This is a genomic window from Streptomyces sp. NPDC085944 (assembly GCF_040686295.1).
In the GTDB taxonomy this organism is placed as follows: Bacteria; Actinomycetota; Actinomycetes; order Streptomycetales; family Streptomycetaceae; genus Streptomyces; species Streptomyces salinarius.
Genome location: NZ_JBFBJX010000002.1, coordinates 198,567 through 217,248, shown reverse-complemented (window position 1 = coordinate 217,248; position 18,682 = coordinate 198,567). Strand labels below are relative to the sequence as shown.

Genomic DNA, 18,682 nt, shown 5'->3' with positions numbered 1-18,682 from the left:
TCTTCAGGTAAAACCCTTGATGTCGTATCCCGAGCGCAAACAGCATTCCGTCACCGAACGGGTGTGGCGTTGGTCACGGTTGACCACTCAATCGGAGCGCATTTAGCATCAACGGAAATGCACCACCCCACGGGCGGCCGAATAAGCAGAAGCGCCCGCAATCGCCTCTCTGCATGCTCGCGCAACCTTCAGGAGTTTTGGTGGACGGATGGCGATTTCCAGAACCCTGCGCGAGGCGCCGCCAAGACCATGAAAACTCGGCTAGAAATCGAGAACAAGCTGCCGTTCACTCTGTTCACGAGCGGCGCGACGGGGCCGTTGCCCTCAGGTCGCACATCTCCAACCTTCCCGGCTGAGGTCCCATCGAAGGGCCCAGAATCGTAGGCATGTTTTCAGACCGCACTTTGATTGCAACGCACGCATTCCGGACGTCGGTCTGACACTCCGGGACGCCGGCACTGATTTCCGCCGCGTTCTCCTCTCGTGAAGGGCAATCTGTGTCTTTACCCCGAATCGCAGTCAGTAATCATTCCGGCGAAGAGACAGAATCCGCGCCTTTGTCACTGGCGCAGGAGCGTCTGTGGGTCATGGCGCGCATGGACGGAGACGCCAGCTCCGCCTACAACGAGCCCATGCCCTTCGATATCCGGGGACCGCTCGACCAGGACCTTCTCATCAAGGCGCTGCATCTGCTCGCCGCCCGGCACGAGGCCCTGCGCACCCGGCTGGTCCCCTCCGAGGGGTCGGCTCTTCAAGTCGTCGATCCGCCGGACACGGGGTTCCCGGTGACCTTCGAGGATCTGACGGGACTTCCGGACCGGGCCGAACGGTTCACGCGAATACGGTCGGAGGTGGAGGCCACCCCGTTCCGCCTGGGCGAGGAACCCATGGCGCGCGGCTGCCTGATAGCGCTCCAACCGCACCATCACGTACTGATCTTGACCGTGCATCACATCGTCTTCGACGGCTGGTCCCGCTCCCTGATGCTGAGAGAGCTGGGCCTGGTGTACTCCGCGCTTCAACAGGGACAGGACGTCTCGCTACCCGAACTGACCTGGCAGTACAGCGATTACACACGCTGGCAGTGGGAGTGGATGTCGGGAGACGAGCCCGCCTCGCAGGCCGACTACTGGACCACCGCGCTGGCCGACACCCCGGCCGTGATCTCCCTGCCCACAGATCGGCCCCGCCCGCCCGAACAGGACTTCCACGGCGACCGGTTGCCCGTGACCGTCGACGAGGACCTGACGCGCGCCCTGCGCACGCTGGCCTCAGACAACGATGTCTCCCTCTACGCGACCGTCCTCACCGGCTGGTCCGTGTTGCTCTCCCTGCTCTCCGGGCAGGACGACATCGTGGTCGGCGCCCCCACGTCGAACCGCCGGCGCGGGGATGTCGAGGGTCTGATCGGCTTCTTCGTCAACACCGTCGCCCTGCGCGCGGACCTCTCCGGCTCGCCAAGTGTCAAAGATGTCCTGAAACGGGTGAACCAGCGGATCCGTGACGCCCTCAAACACGTCGACCTCCCCTTCGAGCGAGTCGTCGAACTGGTCAACCCACCGCGGAGCCCCGCCTGCACAGCCCTGTTCCAGACCATGTTCGCCTGGGTCCCCTCTATGCGGAGAGAACTCGAACTACCGGGTTTGTCAGTTGAGTTGCGAGAAGATGCCGCCCACGTGCCCGCCAAGTTCGACATGGTCCTTGCCCTGGCCGATGAGGGCCGGCAGCTCACCGGTGAGATCGACTACGCGGTGGCGCTCTTCGACCGGGCGACGATCGAACGGTACATACACCAGTTCCTCCGCGTGCTGCGCCTGATGACCGAGCAGTCCGATACCGAGATCGCCGACCTGACGCTGCTCGACGAGGACGAGCAGCGGGCGCTCCTCGCCACCTTCAGTACAGGGCCCACCATGACCGACCCGACGACGGCGGGCGTGCTGGAGCGCTTCGCCGCGCAGGTCCGCGAACGAGCCGAGCAGTGCGCGGTGGTGGCCGATGACACGGAACTGGACTACGCGACACTCGACCGCCGGGCGAACCGTCTCGCCCATGCGCTGATCGCCCGTGGTGCCGGTCCCGATCGTGTGGTGGGCCTGCACGCCGGACGCACGACCGAACTCGTCATCGGCGTGGTCGGGATCCTCAAGTCCGGAGCCGCCTATCTGCCCCTCGACCCCGGCCAGCCCCTGGAGCGGCTCACCGCCATGGTCAGCGACGCCGCACCGGTCCTCGTGCTGACCGACCAGAAGGACGCCGCGGACGACGACGGACAGCTGTGGGAACACCTGGCGCAGGTGGAGGCAGAAGGGACGCACGACGAAGCGCCAGCCATCGACACGGACCGGACGCGGCTCGCCTACGTCATCTACACCTCGGGATCGACCGGCCGCCCCAAGGGCGTGGCGGTGACGCACGGCAGCGTCGTCAATCTCTTCGACCACTGGCGTGAACTCATGGGGGATGCCACCGGCGAGGCGTCCTCAGCCTGGTCGAGCATCGGCTTCGACGCGTCGGTGCACGAACTCCTCGTCCCGTTGACCACCGGCGCCGTGCTCCACCTGGTTCCCGACGAACTCCGTGGTGACCCTGGGGCGCTGCTGGACTGGATGCGCGAACGCAAGGTCACCCAGGCGTTCCTGCCCCCGTCCTACGTCCTGTGGATCGGCGAGGATCCGGCCGCACGCTTGGCCGGATCGAGCCTGCGTCAGCTCCTCACCGGAGTGGAATCCCTCCCTGAGAGCACCCTGCACCGCATGCGTGAGCTGCTGCCCGGCCTGCGCATCTGCTTCGGCTACGGCCCGACCGAGGCCACGCTCTACTCCACCGCCTACACCGACCCACGGCCGTACGAGCGGTCGTGTCCCATCGGACGGCCGCTGCGTGGCACACGCCTGTACCTGCTCGACGAGCGAATGCGCCCGGTACCCGTCGGAGTTCCCGGAGAGGTCTACCTCGGCGGAGCGAGTCTGGCCCGTGGATATCTGAACCGTCCCGACCTCACCGACGAACTCTTCGTGCCCGACCCGTTCATCTCCGGTGAACGCCTCTACCGCACTGGCGACTTGGCGCGCTGGCTGCCGGACGGCAATGCCGAGTACGTCGGCCGCCGCGACGACCAGCTCAAGCTGCGCGGCTTCCGTATCGAACCCGGCGAGGTCGAGGCGGCGCTGCTGGCGGTCCCCGGGGTGCGGGAGGCCGTCGCCCTGGCCGATCGCAACACACCCGGTAGCCCCCACCTGGTCGCCGGCGTGGGATGTGACGCCGAGGCCACTCGGATGCCGTACGAGTGGCGTGCGGCCCTCAAGGACCGTCTTCCGGACTACATGATCCCCGCCGTGGTGGTCGAGTTCCCGCGACTGCCGTTGAACCGCAGCGGCAAGGTGGACCGGACAGAGGTGCTGCGTGCCGCGGCCGGAAGACGCGTGGGGCGGGTCAACGCGGCCGCGCCCCGGGACCACGTGGAGATGGCGCTGTACAGGGTCTGGCGCAGGGTGCTGCTGCACCCGGAAATCGGAATCGGTGACAACTTCTTCGAACTGGGCGGCACTTCGATATCGGCGATCAAGATGGCGTCCGCCGTCCGGGAGGAACTCGGCGTCGCCCTGCCGGTCCGGGACGTCATGCTGCACCCCACCATCGAGGCGCTCGCCGAGCGGGTGCGCGGCAGCGGCGGCGCCACCGCGCAGCCCGCGGAACTCAACAGCCTGGTCGAATTCCGTGGGGACGGCGACCGACAGCGCGTGGTGTGTGTGCACCCTGCCGGCGGCACCGCGTTCTGCTACCTGCCACTGTCCGCCGAACTGAGCGACGACATCGGCGTGGTGGGGCTTCAGGCGCCCGGCATCAATCCCGGCGAGTCCACCCTGCCCGGTGTGGAGGCGATGGCCGAGGAGTATCTGCGGCTCGTCGGTCCCCGCGCCGACGAGGCACTGGTGCTGTGCGGGCTCTCCTACGGCGGTCTGATCGCGTACGAAATGGGCCGCCGCCTGGTGACGGCCGGGCACGAGAAGGTGAGCGTGGTCCTCCTCGACACCCACGGTGCCCAGGACGACGAGCAGCGCACCGCGACCGCACCGGTCGGCATGGAGGAGTTCCGGGAGAAACTCGTGCGCTTCAACGGCATGTACCCGGGTATCGACGACGACCAGGTGGCCCGGTACCTGAACGTCTACAACCACCATCGCGAGACGGCCCGCGACTACGCCGTACCCGAATCGTCGGCCCGTGTCGTGCTGATGCAGGCGACGGCAGTGGAGGACGAAGATGCGGATGTCGAGGATGCCGCCGCTCGTCTACGTGCGTTCTGGCGGCATCGCGTCAGCGGTGAGTTCGTGGTCGAGCCGGTTGCCTGCGGCCACTGGGACATGTTGGAGAGCGACGAACTGCCCCGCGTCGCCGCCGTCCTCACCGCCGAGATGCACCGGCTGACATCCGCCCCCGGCCAGGGCGAGACGGGGCGCACAACACCTTCAGGCACGTCGGAGGCACGATGAAACCACGCGTCGAAACATCCCCCACCGACGCGGCCGAGGACGTGAGCGCCCAGGCCGGGATAGCCCTTGAGATTCACCGCCGAGCTCTTCGCACACCACACGCTGAGGCGGTCGTCGACGGCGACGTCAGCATTGACTACGTGACGTTGAACGTGGCAGCCGCCACCGTCGCCTGGGAGCTGAGGCGCCAGGGCGTCACCGCTGGGCAGGCCGTGGCAGTGGCGCTGCCGCGATCGTGGCGGCTGGTCTGCGTGATGCTGGGCATTCTGCGGCTGGGGGCGCAGGTCGTGCCCCTCGACACGCAGAGCCCCGCCGAACGCCGTCACTTCATCCTCCGGGACTCCGCTGCGGTCGCCCTGGTGTACGAGACAATCGGCAGTGCCACCGAGCTCCCGCAGGATGTGACGGCGCTGGCTGGGCACACCGTTCTGCCCGAACTTCCGGACACCGCTGCCGCCGTAGAGGCTCCGTCCGCCCCAGGCAGGGTCTCGTTCCTGTTCTACACCTCCGGAACGACGGGGCAGCCCAAGGGAGTCGAGGTCCGTGACGCGGGAATCCGGCGACTGGCACAACCCGGCTACATCCGCGTCGAGCCCGGTTTGCGTTTTGCCTGCATGGCCAATCCGGCGTTCGACGCGCTGAGTTTCGAAGTCTGGGTGCCCCTGCTGACTGGTGGCTGCTGCGTGCTCCTGAGCGACGGGGACGTGCAGACACCCGGCGGGCTCGCCGCGGCGCTGCGGTACAAGAGCGTGGACACCGTCTTCGTCACCACGGCGCTGTTCAACGCGATGGTCACGGCTGTGCCGGAATGCTTCGCCGCGGCCGGCGAGGTTCTTGTGGGCGGTGAGCAGCTCGACGCCCGGCTGATGCACCGCTGGTACCGGGACAACCCCGACAGCGGCACCCGTCTGTTCAACATCTACGGGCCGACGGAGTCCACCACCTTCGCCCTGTGTCATCCGATCCCGCGGGATTTCAACGGCGACGTGGTGCCGATCGGGCGGCCCCTGCCGCAGAGCGGTGCGGTGCTGGTCGTTCTGGACCAAGAGCGGGTTGCCGCGCCCGGTGAGGTCGGCGAACTCCTGTTGAGCGGAGCCGGACTCGCCGCCGGATACCGCAACCTTCCCGAGGAGACCGAGCGGCGTTTCGTGCGTCTACCGTGGCTCGACGGTGGCAATGAGCGGTACTACCGCACCGGTGACCTGGTACGGACCGACAACGAAGGCCTGGTGGAGTACGTCGGACGAACCGACCGCCAGGTCAAGGTCCGTGGCTTCAGGATCGAGCCCGGCGAGGTGGAACGGCGCGTTCTCACCCACCCGGCGATCCAGCGTGCTTACGTGTGCACGCACCGTGCGGGCCAGGAGGGGCCCCACGAACTGCTGGCGTTCGTCGTCCTCCGTCACGAACTGTCCTACGAGGAATTCGACAGCCACCTGGCGACCCACCTGCCCGCCTACATGCGCCCCCACCAGATCCACCTCGTGGCCGAGCTGCCCCTCAACGCCAACGGCAAGGTCGACCAGACCGCCCTGCTGCGGCAGGCCGACCGGCCTTGGCGGCCCCGCCCCTCCGACGGACCGGCAGCGACGGAGACGGAGCGACGGGTCGTCGAACTGGCCGAGGAGATAATCGGCACCACCGGCCTCGGGCTCGGAGACCGGTGGATCGCCAGCGGCGGTGACTCGTTGAAGGCGCTTCGGTTCTGCTTCGCCGTACGACAGCGATGGGGCCGCGAGCTGACTCAGACGGCCGTCCTGCACGGCGACCTGGCCGCCGTCGCCCAGTCCCTCACCACCGTCCGTCCAGGCACGGAGGGCGCATTGCCGGCACCGGTGGTCTCCGGTGCCCGTTCGGCGCCCGCCACGAGCGAACAGCAGCGGCTGTGGCTGATACAGCGCCGCACCCCGGGCTCCCGGGCCTACTCCGTCAGCCAAGCCTTCCACGTGGACGGACCCGTCGACACCGCTGCCCTCCGGCGAGCACTACGCAGTCTGGTGGCACGTCACGGGGCACTGCGGACGGGCTTCGGCCTCGGGCCTGACGGCCTGGAGCAGACCGTCGGCGAGCCGTACGACCCGTGGCACGAGCCGGGCCCCCAGCAGGCCTGGGACGAGGAAGAAGCGCACGCCTTCGCCGACACCTTCTTCGCCGAACCCTTCGACCTCGCCGTCCCCCGCATGCTCCGAGCCTGCTGGCTGCCACGTGACGGCGGCGGCACGCTCCTGCTGCACCTGCACCACATTGCCGTGGACGGCTGGTCGTTGAGCATCCTGCTGCACGACCTGTCGGCCGCCTACGCCGGAATCGGCCGCCAAGAGACATCCGCTCCGACCCCGCTGGACTTCGCCGTCTGGCAGAACAACCGGTTCGCAAGCGCGGCCTACCAGGTGCAGCGCGATGAACTCCTCGCGTTCTACCAGGGGAGGGAGGAGCCGCAGGAGCCGCTGCCCGCCGAGGAAGCGGATCCGGCACCGCGGGCGCGCCTGCTGCACACGTCGCTCGACGTCGTTCGGCGGTCCCAAGTGGACCAGCTGTGCGTTGAGGTCGGAATGACCCGGTTCCAGGTCCTGCTGAGCGTGTTCTCCTGGTGCCTGTACGGCGTGACCGGCCTGATCCGCCCGCGCATCGCCGCCCCGGTCGCGGGCCGCCCGGTGTGCGAGTTCGAGAACAGCGCGGGCATGATGGCGAACACCGTGCTGCTGCCCCTGACCGTCGCACCCGGCGAGGACCTGCGCTCACACCTCACCCGCACCAGGACCTGCACAGCGCAGGTACTGGGACGCCAGGACGTGGCGCTCACAGACGTGCTGACCGGCTGGGACGCCGTCGGCGACAGCACACCTTTCGACTTCCTGTTCGTCCTGGAGAACACCGACTTCGGGGCGCTGCGGCTGCCCGGCTGCGTCCAGCGCCCCCTCTGGTGGGCCGCTCCGGAGGCCAAGTGCCCGATGACGGTCTCCGTGGTCGAGCATGCTGACGGACTCGACGTGCTGTGGGAGTACGCCGAGGACCGGTTAACCGGCGAGGACGTCGAGGCGATGGCGGAGCTGTTCCGGAGGGGCGTGGACGCGCTCGCGGCCGATGGCCGTTCCACCGTGCGTGAACTCGTCGTGCCCTACCGACGGTCCCTGCCGGAGCACGGGCGCGGGCCCTCCCCGGAACCCGGCTTCACCACGATCGCCGAGGGCTTCGGCCTGCAGGTCGTCCGCACTCCGGACGCCCCCGCCGTCGTGACGGCCGACGGCGGCACCCTGAGCTACGCGACCCTCGACGCCCGTGCCGCAGCCCTCGCTACGGAACTGGCCGACCGCTACCCCATCCCGGCCGACAGCAGCCCCTGCCGGGCGGCCCTGTATCTGGATCCCTCCGCCGAACACGTGGTGGCGCTGCTGGCACTGGCAAGGCTGAACGTCACCGCCGTCCCCCTCGACCCGTCCTACCCGGCCGACGTGCTACGCCGCGTTCTGGAACAGATCGACCCGCTGTGCGTCCTGACCACGCAGGACGGCTCGCCGACGCTGGACACGCTGCTCCCGGACGGTGTGGTAAGCCACCTCGTCCTACCGGCGGACGACGGCACGAGTGCGTCGTACGACGGGCACACGTATGACCGACGTACCGTCGACGCGCCGACACACGACGGCACCCGCCCCCTGTACACCTTGTTCACCTCCGGCTCCACCGGCGTCCCCAAAGGCGTGCAGATCCACGACCGCACACTGTGCGACCTGATCAGGTGGCAGTCCGGTCCCGGCGGTCTGACCGCCCCCGCGGCCACCCAGCAGTTCTCGATGCTGGCGTTCGACGTGTCTTTCCAGGAGATCTTCGGGACACTGTGCACAGGTGGCAGCCTCCAGCTCATACGTCCCGAGTGGCGTCAGGACGCTCCCGCACTCCTGGACCGGCTGGACTCCGCGGGCGCCGAGCGGATCTTCATGCCCTACGTGGCCCTGCAATTGCTCGCCGAGTACGCCGTCCGTCTGAACAGGTATCCCTCCCGTCTACGCGAAGTGGTCACCGCAGGGGAGCAGTTGGTGTGCACCGACGGCATCCGGCGCTGGTTCGCCGGACTCCCCGGCGCGCGTCTGTTCAACCACTACGGGCCGACCGAAACACATGTGGTCAGCACCCTGTGCCTGGAGGGAGATCCCGGGCAATGGCCCGAGCGGCCCGCCATCGGACGCCCGGTGGGCGGCGCCGACCTGCGTGTGGTGGACGCCCAGGGTGACCCGGTCCCGACCGGGTGCACCGGCGAGCTGCTGATCGGCGGGACCATGACCACCCGCTGCTACCTCGACGAACCCGCACTCGACGAGACCCGCTTCGTCGAACTCCCCGACGCGGGCCTGTTCTACCGAAGCGGTGACCGGGCGTTTTTCGACCGTAAGGGCCTGCTGCACTACGCGGGCCGCGACGACCAGCAGATCAAACTGAGCGGGCACCGGCTTGAACTCGGCTCCGTCGAGGCGGCCCTGCTGCGCCATCCGGCGGTGGTGAACGCCGTCGTCACAGCTGACGGCGACCGGCTGACAGCGGGCCTGGAGGTCCATGGTGAGGCACCGTCCGCCGACGACCTGACCGCGCATCTGTCCGCCCTTCTGCCCTCCTACGTACGTGTGGACCGCTTCCGCAGGCTGGAGAGACTGCCCCGCACACCCAGCGGGAAGCTGGACCGGCAGGCGGTCGTCCGGGCACCGGGGGAAGAGCTGCGCCGTTCCGCGATCGCCCGCACGGGCCTGTCGGCCGACGAGGAGCGCCTCAGCGCTGCCTTCGAAGAGATCACCGGTTCGACGATCGCACCGGACCAGACCTTCTTCGATGCGGGCGCCTCCAGCCTCGCCCTGATGCGCTTCCACCTGCGCTGCACGACGGCACTCGGTTTACGCTTCAGCGTCGCGGACCTCTTCGAACACGTCACCGTCCGCGCCCTGGCCCGCCACCTCACCGCCCCGCGGCCACTCGCCCCCTCGGCCGCGAAGAAGGACGGGACCCCCGAACCAGGCGAGCCGATCGCGGTCGTAGGCATGGCGGTACGGGTGCCCGGCGCCCAGGACCTGGCCGCCTTCTGGAAGCTGGTGGTCTCCGGCGGCACCGGAATCCGCCGCATCGACGCGCCCGAAGGAGTCGTCGGCGCGCACAGCACGCTCGACGGCATGCTCGACTTCGACCCGGGCCACTTCGGCATCAGCCCACAGGAGACACGTCTGATGGATCCTCAGCATCGTCACCTGCTGATGGCCGGCGTGCAGGCCCTGGCGCACGCGGGAGTGACGGACACCTCGGCCACACGGGTGGGCCTGGTGGCCGGTGCAGGAGAGAACACCTACTTCCAGTCCCTGCTGCGCGGGGCGGACCCCGGCCGGCTGCCTGACGGCTTCCAGCTCGCGCTGCACCATGAGAAGGACTTCCTGGCCACCAAGGTTGCGTACCACCTCGGGCTGACCGGCCCCGTCTTCAGCGCCCAGACGGCCTGCTCCAGCTCTCTGGTCGCCGTGCACCTCGCCGCCGGTCTGCTCCGGCAGGGCGAAGCCGACGTGATGCTCGCCGGAGGAGTACTCATCGACCCCGGGTTGACCGGCGGCTACCGCTACCGCTCGCAGCACATCTTCTCCGCGGACGGCGACTGCCGCCCCTTCAGCGACGACGCCACCGGCACGGTCGGCGCGAGCGGCGTCGGCGTCGTGGTCCTCAAAACGCTGCGGCAGGCACGACGCGACGGCGACACCGTCTACGCGCTCATCACAGGCTCCGCGATCAACAACGACGGTGCGGCGAAAATGAGTTACACCGCGCCGTCCCTGGCCGGACAGCGGGAGGTGATCCGGACCGCCCTGTCCCGCGCCGGACGCACAGGCGCCGACATCGGCTATGTAGAGGCCCACGGCACCGGCACCAGGCTGGGCGATCCGATCGAAGTGGGGGCGCTACGGCAGGCCTTTGACGTGAGTGAGTCCGGCCGCTGCGCCCTGAGTTCCGTCAAGAGCCAACTCGGCCACATGGGCGCGGCCGCCGGTGTGGTGGGCCTCGTACGCGCGGTCCTCGCCGTGCACCACGGGACGCTCCCGCCCAACCTCAACTTCCGTGCCTTCAACCCCGAGATCGGACCCGATCCCGCTCCCTTCTTCGTCCCGGCCGACGCCACGCCCTGGCCCGAGGGACGCGAACGGGTGGCTGCGGTCAGCAGCTTCGGGATCGGCGGCACCAACGCCCACGTCATCGTGGAGCAGGACACCGCGCCCGGACCGGTGGCGACCCGCGAGGTACCCGAGTGCCTGGTGCTGTCGGCCTCCAGCGCGGACGCCCTCGCCGCCGACGCCGCTCGGATCGCCGACTACCTCCGACTGCACCCGGAGCGTCACCGGTCGGTGCTGCGCCATCTCCAGGCCGGACGGGTCGCTCGCCGCCTGCGGACCGCGGCACCCGTGACGGACGCCGCCGCGGCCGAGCACTGGCTGCGCACGGTGGCCGCAGGAGCGGTGCCGCTCGGCAGCGCGGAACCGGACGCCGTAACGGTCTCCGCGGCCGGTCGCACGGCCAACGAACTCGCTGAGGACTGGGCCGCCGGACACCCTGTCGACTGGGGGGCAGGCTCCGCTCCGGCGCCATGGAACTTCCCGCCCCCGTCCTTCTCCCTCTCGGAATACAACTTCGACCGACCGCCCGAGAACTGCCGGGCCCCGGCCGCCACACCCCGGCGGCTGCCCCGGAAGGACTGGCTGCACCAGCCGCATTGGGTCCGACTGCGCCGTGCCGCGGTCGCGGACACCGCCATGCCGGCCGGCCGCGCGTCCGCCGTGGTCGTCGTAGCCTCCGAGAACACTCCGCGGACAGCGCTCGCGCCCTTCAAGGCGGTGGCGTCGCGAGTGATTCGGGTGCACCCGGCCGACACCTTCGCCCGCAGAGGACCGGACGCCTACAACGCGGACCCTGCCGATCCGGCGTCCCTGCGCCGGCTGCTCGATGCGCTGTCCGAGGACGGCGCTCCAGCCTCCATCGACACGGAGTGGGTGCACGCCCTGCCTCTCGACGTGACGGGGCCGGTCGGTCCCGGCACCCTGGAACACGCCCGCCACACCTGCATGGACAGTACCGCGGCCCTGGCCCAGGCACTGGCCGGGCGAAACGGCTCCCCACGTGTGTGGTGGCTGTCGTACGGCGCCCGGCCCGTAGCAGGAGCGGTAGACCGACCGGAACTGGCGCTCCTCGCCGGGCCCGTCGAGGTCGCCCCTCAGGAGTCCGCCCTGAACGGCCACTGGCTCGACCTCCCCGACGGCGACCTCACCCGCTGGGCCGGACACGTGGCCCGGGTCGTCGCCGAAACACGTGAGGCCGGTCATCCCGACGGACCGGCTCTACCGCGGCAGCTCGCGCTGCGGCAGGGTTACTGGTGGCGGCCCGGCACCATACCCGTACCGGAGCCGGAGGGCACGCAGTCCCTCGTACCGGCCGGAGCGCACACCGTCCACCTGGTGCTCGGCGGCACGGGCGGCATAGGCCGCGCCATCGCCGCCTGGCTGCTCGAACACACCGGCGGTCGGGTCCTGTTGCTGTCGAGAAACCCGCGGCTGCCCGAGGAGTTGAACAGATGGGCCGACCGCATCGGCCTCGTCGCGGCGGATCTCGCGACCATGCCCGTTCACGAAGTGGCGGCGGCCGTCGGCGACCACACATCACGACTGGACGGCGTCATCCACGCGGCCGGTCTCGGACACGGCGGGCTGCTCGTCCGACGTGACGCCACTGCGATGCGCGACGCCGCCGCGGTACGCGAGAGTGGCGCACTCGTCGTCGAGCACCTGATCGCAGCCTTCCTCCCGGAGATCGCGGTCTACTGCTCCTCGATGTCCGCCTTGCTCGGCGGCGTCGGCCAGAGCGACTACGCGGCCGGAGCGAGCCTCCTCGACGGCTTCGCCCATCACCAGGCCACCGAGACGGAGACGACCGTCCGGATCGGCATCGACTGGGACATCTGGAGCGAGACCGGAATGGCGACCCGCGTCCTGAACACAGACAGCCGCCATGAGGCCCATCTGGCGGTCGGCCTGACCGTCGAGGAAGGCAAAGCGGTCTTCGCCCATGCCCTTACCCTGCAGCTGCCTCAACTCCTCGTATCCACAACCGACATCGATGTCTCCCGAGTCTTCTACACTCCTGCCGAGATCACGGATCGGTCCTCCCGCACCGGACCCGTGCACCCCACGGAACCAAGGGAGGAAGCCCCCGAAGCCGGCAGCACCGGGGAGCGAGCGGACGCCATGGTCCGGGTGATCCAGGATCTGCTGGGCGTGGACGAACTGGACCCCGAGGTCTCCCTCTACGACCTGGGCGCCGACTCACTGACCCTGATCAGCCTGATCGCCCAGATCGAGGACGACTACGGCTTCGAGTTCGACCTGGCCTCCTTCAGTCACCGCGTCAGCCTCACGGAGATCCTGAAACACATCGAGGCGGCCCTCACCTCAGCCGAGCCCACCACCGAGGCGGCCGGAAGCACCTCCCGGGTCGTCCTCGACATCTGGCAGGAGGGAACCGGTTCAGCTGTCCTGTGCCTGGTCCACCCCGTGGGCGGAGACATCCAGGCCTACCGCTCCCTGGTGACGGCGCTCGGACCCGCACCGACGGTATGCCTCATCGCCGACCCGGCACTCCGCGATACCGAGATGCCCGCATGGTCACTGGCCGAGCGGGCCCGTCACTACGACGCGGAACTACGTGAGCATTTCGGCGGACCGGACCGCCGGCTTCACCTGGCCGGATGGTCCTACGGCGCCCGTGTGGCGATGGAGATGGCGGGCCTTGCCGAGTCGGCCGGCCGGCCACTGGAGGCGCTCTACCTTCTGGATCCGCCACCGCCCCGGGCAAAAGAGCTGGTCGCCGCCTACGACGAGGCTCACCTGGAGAAGCTGTTCGCCGCCGAACTCGGCGCCGGAGCATCCTCGTTGCCGACCGAGCACGCACAGGTGTACGCCGAGAAGCTGGCCCGCTGCTGCCGCGCGAACCTGCGCAGCCTCGGAGAACATCGCGTACGGCCGCTCGTCCGCGTCCCCACGTATCTATGGCTGGCCGAACATCCCACGGCCGGCATGCCCACCCCCGCAGACCCTCAGGAGCCGGACCGGCAGTGGAACACCTGCCTGCCCCCGTCCGCCGTCCTCAGGTATCTGCCCACGGACCACTACGGCATCGTTGCGGCACCCCACGCGGACACAGTGGCCGAGACCATCAGGGCGACGCTGGCGTCCCCGGGTCTTGGTACCCGCGGGACCGCCGACCTGCAAACCCCACCCCCCTCTGGAGGATGACGTGGAGTCGTACGAACGCGAAGCACTGGAAGCGGTGACCACGCGCCTCGCACACCCCTACCGCACGCTCACCGTCGAACGGATCACCCCCGTTCTGGGGGCGGAAGTCTCGGGCGTAGACCTGTCGCAGGAGATCCCTGCGGAGCAACTGGAAGAGATCCGGGCCGCCTTCCGCGACCACCATGTCCTCGTCTTCCGCGATCAGACGATCACTGCCGAGCATCACAAGCGCTTCGCCGCCGCCTTCGGCGAACTGCGCCCCGTCAACCCGCCACCGCCCGAGGGCGACCCCTACATCCTGGAGATCCGCACGACGTCGGCCGCGGCGGACGTGGCGGGCAACGGCTGGCACGCGGACGGCACCGCCGACGCCGAACCCTCACTGGGGTCGATGCTCTATATCACCGAGATACCCGAGCCGGGATGCGGCGGCGACACCCTCTTCGCCAACATGCACCTCGCCTACGACATGCTCTCACCGGCCATGCGCGCCCTGCTGGACCCGCTGACCGCGATACACGACGGCGCGCAGGCCCTGGCGGGATACACACCACCCGCGGACTACGTCATCCCCAGGAGCGAACACCCGCTCATCGCCCGGCATCCCGAGACCGACCGCAAACTGCTGTACGTCAACAGGGCCTACACCAGCCGCATCCCGCAGCTCTCCGCCGACGAGAGCCGGGCCCTGCTCGATGTGCTCTTCGACATCATCGCCCGCAGGCCCGTCCTCCACTGCCGCGTCCGCTGGACCCCGGGCACGCTCGTCTTCTGGGACAACCGGTGCGTCCAGCACCATGCGACGTACGACTACTACCCCTACGCCCGCTACGGCCAGCGGGTCGCCATCAACGGCGGCCCCGTCAAGGGCTGACGTCCTGAACAGGTGAGGCGTGGTACACGGACCCCGGGGCCCTCGTACGACGCCTCACCGCGCTGCCTGAGGTCAGTACCGTTCCGGATCGAACTCCGGCACCTGCGTGAACCGGACGTTGCTGCCCCACGTTTCCCGCCACGATGTGTCGATCCCGTGGGGCTGCACGGTCGGCGGTCGGTGAGCCGGCACGATCAACTGCGGTTCGACATCATGATCCGGACCACACTCGGGCCAGATCCCAGCAACCTTCCGTAGCACCTCGCGTCAACGCTGGTCAGAGCCACATCGACGCTGTACCACCAGCAGACGAAGAACATTCTTTGTTCTTACAGCCCTCAGAAGCTTGGCTTCTTCTAGTGTCCTGAGTCGGGAACTCGGTTCAGATATCCGGCGAGGCGTTCGAGTATCTCGTCCGCGGTCTTCGTCCAGACGAAGGGTTTCGGGTCTTCGTTCGAGGTCGTGATCCAGGTGCGGATGTCCTTTTCCAGGGCCTGGACGTTTTTGTGGACACCTCGCCGTATCTGCTTGTCGGTGAGCAAGCCGAACCACCGCTCGACCTGGTTGAGCCGGGAGCTGCCGGTGGGGGCGAAGTGCACGTGGAAGCGCGGGTGCCCCACCAGCCACCGCTGGATGGCGGGGGGTCTTGTGCGTCGAGGCTTTGTCGCAGATCAGATGCACGTCCAAACCAGCGGGCACCTCCTTGTCGATCCGGACGAGAAATTTCCTGAACTCCACGGCCCGGTGCCGGCGGTGGATCTGGCCGATCACTTCGCCGGTGGCGGTGTTCAGCGCTGCGAACAGGTTGGTGACGCCACCGCGCACATAGTCGTGGGTGGGTGCGACTCGGGCATGCCGGGCATCATCGGCAGCACCGGCGCAGACCGGTCCAGCGCCTGGAGCTGCGTCTTCTCGTCCACGCACAGCACCAGTGCGCGGCGTCCTTCGGTGTGGCCCTCCAGCGTCTTGACGACCACTTCTTCGACCTGGGCGTCGGTGATCTTCCGGGGCCCGCCCGGACGCGGTTCGTCGGTCAGGCCCTCCAGCCGGTCCCGCACGAACCGGGCCCGCCACCGGCTCACCGCCCTCGATGCCCAACCGGTCCGCAACGTCCCTGTTCGTGGGACCCGTTGCGCTTTCCAGCACGATCCGGCACCGCAGCGCCAGCGCCTGAGACGACGTCCGGCACGTGGCCCAGCGGGCCAACATCTCACGCTCGTCGTAAGTCAGCACCAGCTCGGTACACATACCGTTCCGTACCGCCGGGGACTCCCCGGCTGTTACGGCTGCTTCCGCCGCAGGTGCGCACAGGCCGAGGGGTAGGTGTCGCAGTAGCTCTTGTACTGCCGCACGGACGTGGCCTCCAGCATCGCGTGCGCGACGGCCCTGGAGAGGGTGTCGGCCGCCGCAGAGCCGATCCTGGTGAGGGCGCCTGTGTCGTCCGGCTCGTTGTTCGACAGGCGCCGGCCGGTGCCGGTGGATACGGAGAAGATCGTGTCGCCGTCAGAGAGGGTGTGCGAGGGGTTGAGCGCCCGGGCCAGTCCGTCCTGGGCGGCGGCGGCCATCCTGGTCAGCGCCGCGTTGTCCATCCCCGCGCTGGTGGCGACGACCGCGATCGTGGTGTTGCGGCCCCAGTCCGCCCCGGCCTGTGGCATCCCCGAGGCCGCCCGACACTCCGCGCGGGAGGGCCTGCGCAGTCCGGCGAACTCGTCGCCGATGCCCAGTGCGGCTCCCAGCAGGGTGCAGTCCTTCGGGTCCACGGGGCTCCCGAGGGCGTTCACCACGACGAGTGCCCCGACGACAGTCCCGTCGGCCAGTGTGACGCTGGCCGTTCCCACGCCTCCTTTGAGGGTGCTCGCCGCGGCGAGGGCTCCTGTTCCGGCACCCACGGCGCCCTGGCGCACCGGGCCGTCCTCGGCCGCCTGCATCGCCCGGTATCCCCAGGAGGCGGTCGGCCGTGCCCGGTCGCTGCCCCCTCGTCCGATGTCGTAGATCACCGCTCCCGGCACGATGGGGAGCGAGACCCCTTTGCGGTCCTCCAGCCAATGCATAGCGCCGACGCCGACGTCCAGGCCCCAGTCGCTGCCACCGGTCAGGACGATCGCGTCGACTCCGGGGTTGGCGTTGACGGGGTTCAGGGTGTCGGTCGTCCATGTGCCGGGGGATCCGCCGCGTACGTCGACGCCGGCGATCGCTCTGTCCGGCATGTGGATGACGGTCGATCCGGTGAGGTAGGGCGGGCGGGCGGACTGCACCTGACCGACCCGGATGCCGGGGACGTCGGTGACGGCGTTCAACGGACCCGGCACGGGGGCCGCGGTCGCGACCTTCGTCCGCCCGGCGGCCTGGGAGGCTTCGGCTCCGAGCACGAGACACGAAGCGGCCACCGCGCAGACCGACCCCATCGCCAGCAGACGGGGGCTCATGAAGACCATACCGACCTCTCCTCCGGACCGTCCGGCCATGCCGGAAACCGTGCCGCTTGGTGGCGGCGCGCAGAAAGCTAGCGGTCCGAGGTGTCGGGTGACCGGCGCCACGCCAGGGGGTGGGCCGTCCGGGCATCGGCATCAGCCAGGGCGAGGCAGCCGGCAGGGCGCCGCGCCCGTATTGTCGTGATGAGGGAGTCACCGGTACCCGCCGGACGCGCAGCGGGTTCCAGAGCGGGTGGAGGGCCGGCTGCGTCGATGCGGCGGGCGCCGAGGACGTCCAGGAGTTGACGTTCACCTGGGGCTGGCCGCCGATGTAGTCGACGGTCAGGCCGATGCGCACGGTGTGGTCCGCGGCCGCCTGTGCCGCGATGAGCTTGAAGTACACCAGCAGGCTGTCGTTGACGTCCTTCTCCACGCACGCCGCTTGCAGCGGGTGATACCACGGATGCCGCGTTCACGCCTCACTGAGGCGATGCGCTTGCGCTCCACACGCCGCCCCGGACTTGATCAACGCGGTGTCGGCGCGGGCGAGGACAGTGCCACGGCGGTGGGTCCGGACCGAAGAACCCGCGCCGGCCTCTGCAAGCGCCGGTCCGATGTCGTACTCGTCAGCTGTTGCAGTCGTTCTCCCCGTCCACCTCGGGCACGTGCTGCAAGAACTGTCCGCCGTCGGACCTCTCGCACCATGGGACGTACGCGACGGTGTCCACGGTGACCGCATGGAGTCCGACGCTGACGAACTCGCTGGGCGCCAGCCTCAAATTCTTGCGCCGTCGATCGCGGCCAACGCATTCACCAGGGCCAGTCCCAGTCCTTTTCGCATCCGAACGCCTGCGACACGATTGCAACCTTTTCGCCTTCCGGCGTTTCAGCCCAACACGTTCTGTCACCGGAGGGGGGAGCATACAGCCATAAAGCCAAAGCCGCGACGACAAGAAAGACAGCACTCCCGATGACTTTCAGCATCATCAACTTGGACGAGACCTCATCGGTCACCTCCCTGAGACTCTGCACCACCCGGGTCTCAACGATATGCGAAGCAATGCCATGTACACTCCCCCCGTCCCCATCAAGGAGGACTAAGAGGTGAATTACTTGCTTGGGCTGAATGAGAGAAGGCCCGACTCGTAGACAACTTCGCGAAAAGAGGATGGGCGGCTTCGGCGCAGAGGTCGGGAGAACTTCAGGAGTTACTGAAATGACAGGCTGCCCCAAATCGAATACCAACGATTCATCGCCGCTATGAAAGTCACCCGGCGTGATCGCCTTGCGCCCATCATTCTTTATGGAGAGGCGACAGAACTTGGGTTTGTCCACCCGCACGGCGTCGCTGAACACCTGTACATTCGGTGCATCATCAGGCAGCAAGGAGGTGCCCGAGCTGACCTGCCAAGAGATTCGCCGTCGAGGATTTCCGGCCACATAGGCCAACCACCCACCGAGGAGCGCTACTATGATTCCACCAATAAAAGAGAAAAGCATGTTCAAGGAATCATTGGACCAGAAGTATCCAGCAGCATACATTCCCGTCCCCCCCCAATCGGAGAGGTCCATCCTAGTACTCCAGTCGTAGATCAC

At 68.5% G+C, this 18,682-nt stretch carries 5 protein-coding genes and 2 pseudogenes; 3 read left to right on the top strand and 4 right to left on the bottom strand.

Features of this window, described 5'->3' with window-relative positions:
- Window positions 1-497 precede the first annotated feature (497 nt).
- From AB0P07_RS04680 to AB0P07_RS04670, 3 genes are read left to right on the top strand one after another with little or no spacing between them, the layout of a single operon-like run.
- Window positions 498-4,496 carry an amino acid adenylation domain-containing protein gene (locus AB0P07_RS04680; protein ID WP_365545061.1) on the top strand — a complete coding sequence of 1,333 codons (3,999 nt, stop codon included), beginning with the start codon at window positions 498-500 and terminating at the stop codon, window positions 4,494-4,496.
- Window positions 4,493-13,801, top strand: coding sequence for an amino acid adenylation domain-containing protein (locus AB0P07_RS04675; protein WP_365545058.1), 9,309 nt, complete (start codon window positions 4,493-4,495; stop codon window positions 13,799-13,801). Before AB0P07_RS04680 ends, AB0P07_RS04675 begins: the two co-directional genes overlap by 4 nt.
- 1 nt (window position 13,802) lies before the next feature.
- Entirely contained in the window at window positions 13,803-14,675 is an 873-nt protein-coding gene (locus AB0P07_RS04670) for a TauD/TfdA family dioxygenase (protein WP_365545056.1), read from the top strand.
- A 356-nt stretch (window positions 14,676-15,031) separates the two neighbouring features.
- Here the strand turns inward: AB0P07_RS04670 and AB0P07_RS04665 are convergent.
- From AB0P07_RS04665 to AB0P07_RS04650, 4 genes and pseudogenes are all read right to left on the bottom strand, one after another.
- A pseudogene (locus AB0P07_RS04665) lies at window positions 15,032-15,923 on the bottom strand (IS630 family transposase).
- Window positions 15,924-15,955: 32 nt separating this feature from the next.
- A complete protein-coding gene (locus AB0P07_RS04660) occupies window positions 15,956-17,101 on the bottom strand; it encodes a P1 family peptidase (protein WP_365545054.1) in 1,146 nt (381 codons plus the stop codon).
- Window positions 17,102-17,360: 259 nt separating this feature from the next.
- Window positions 17,361-17,519, bottom strand: a pseudogene (locus tag AB0P07_RS04655) (polysaccharide lyase family protein); the annotation flags it as partial.
- 377 nt (window positions 17,520-17,896) lie between these two features.
- Window positions 17,897-18,658: a hypothetical protein gene (locus tag AB0P07_RS04650; RefSeq protein WP_365545051.1), complete on the bottom strand. Its 762-nt coding sequence runs from the start codon at window positions 18,656-18,658 to the stop codon at window positions 17,897-17,899.
- Window positions 18,659-18,682: the final 24 nt, after the last annotated feature.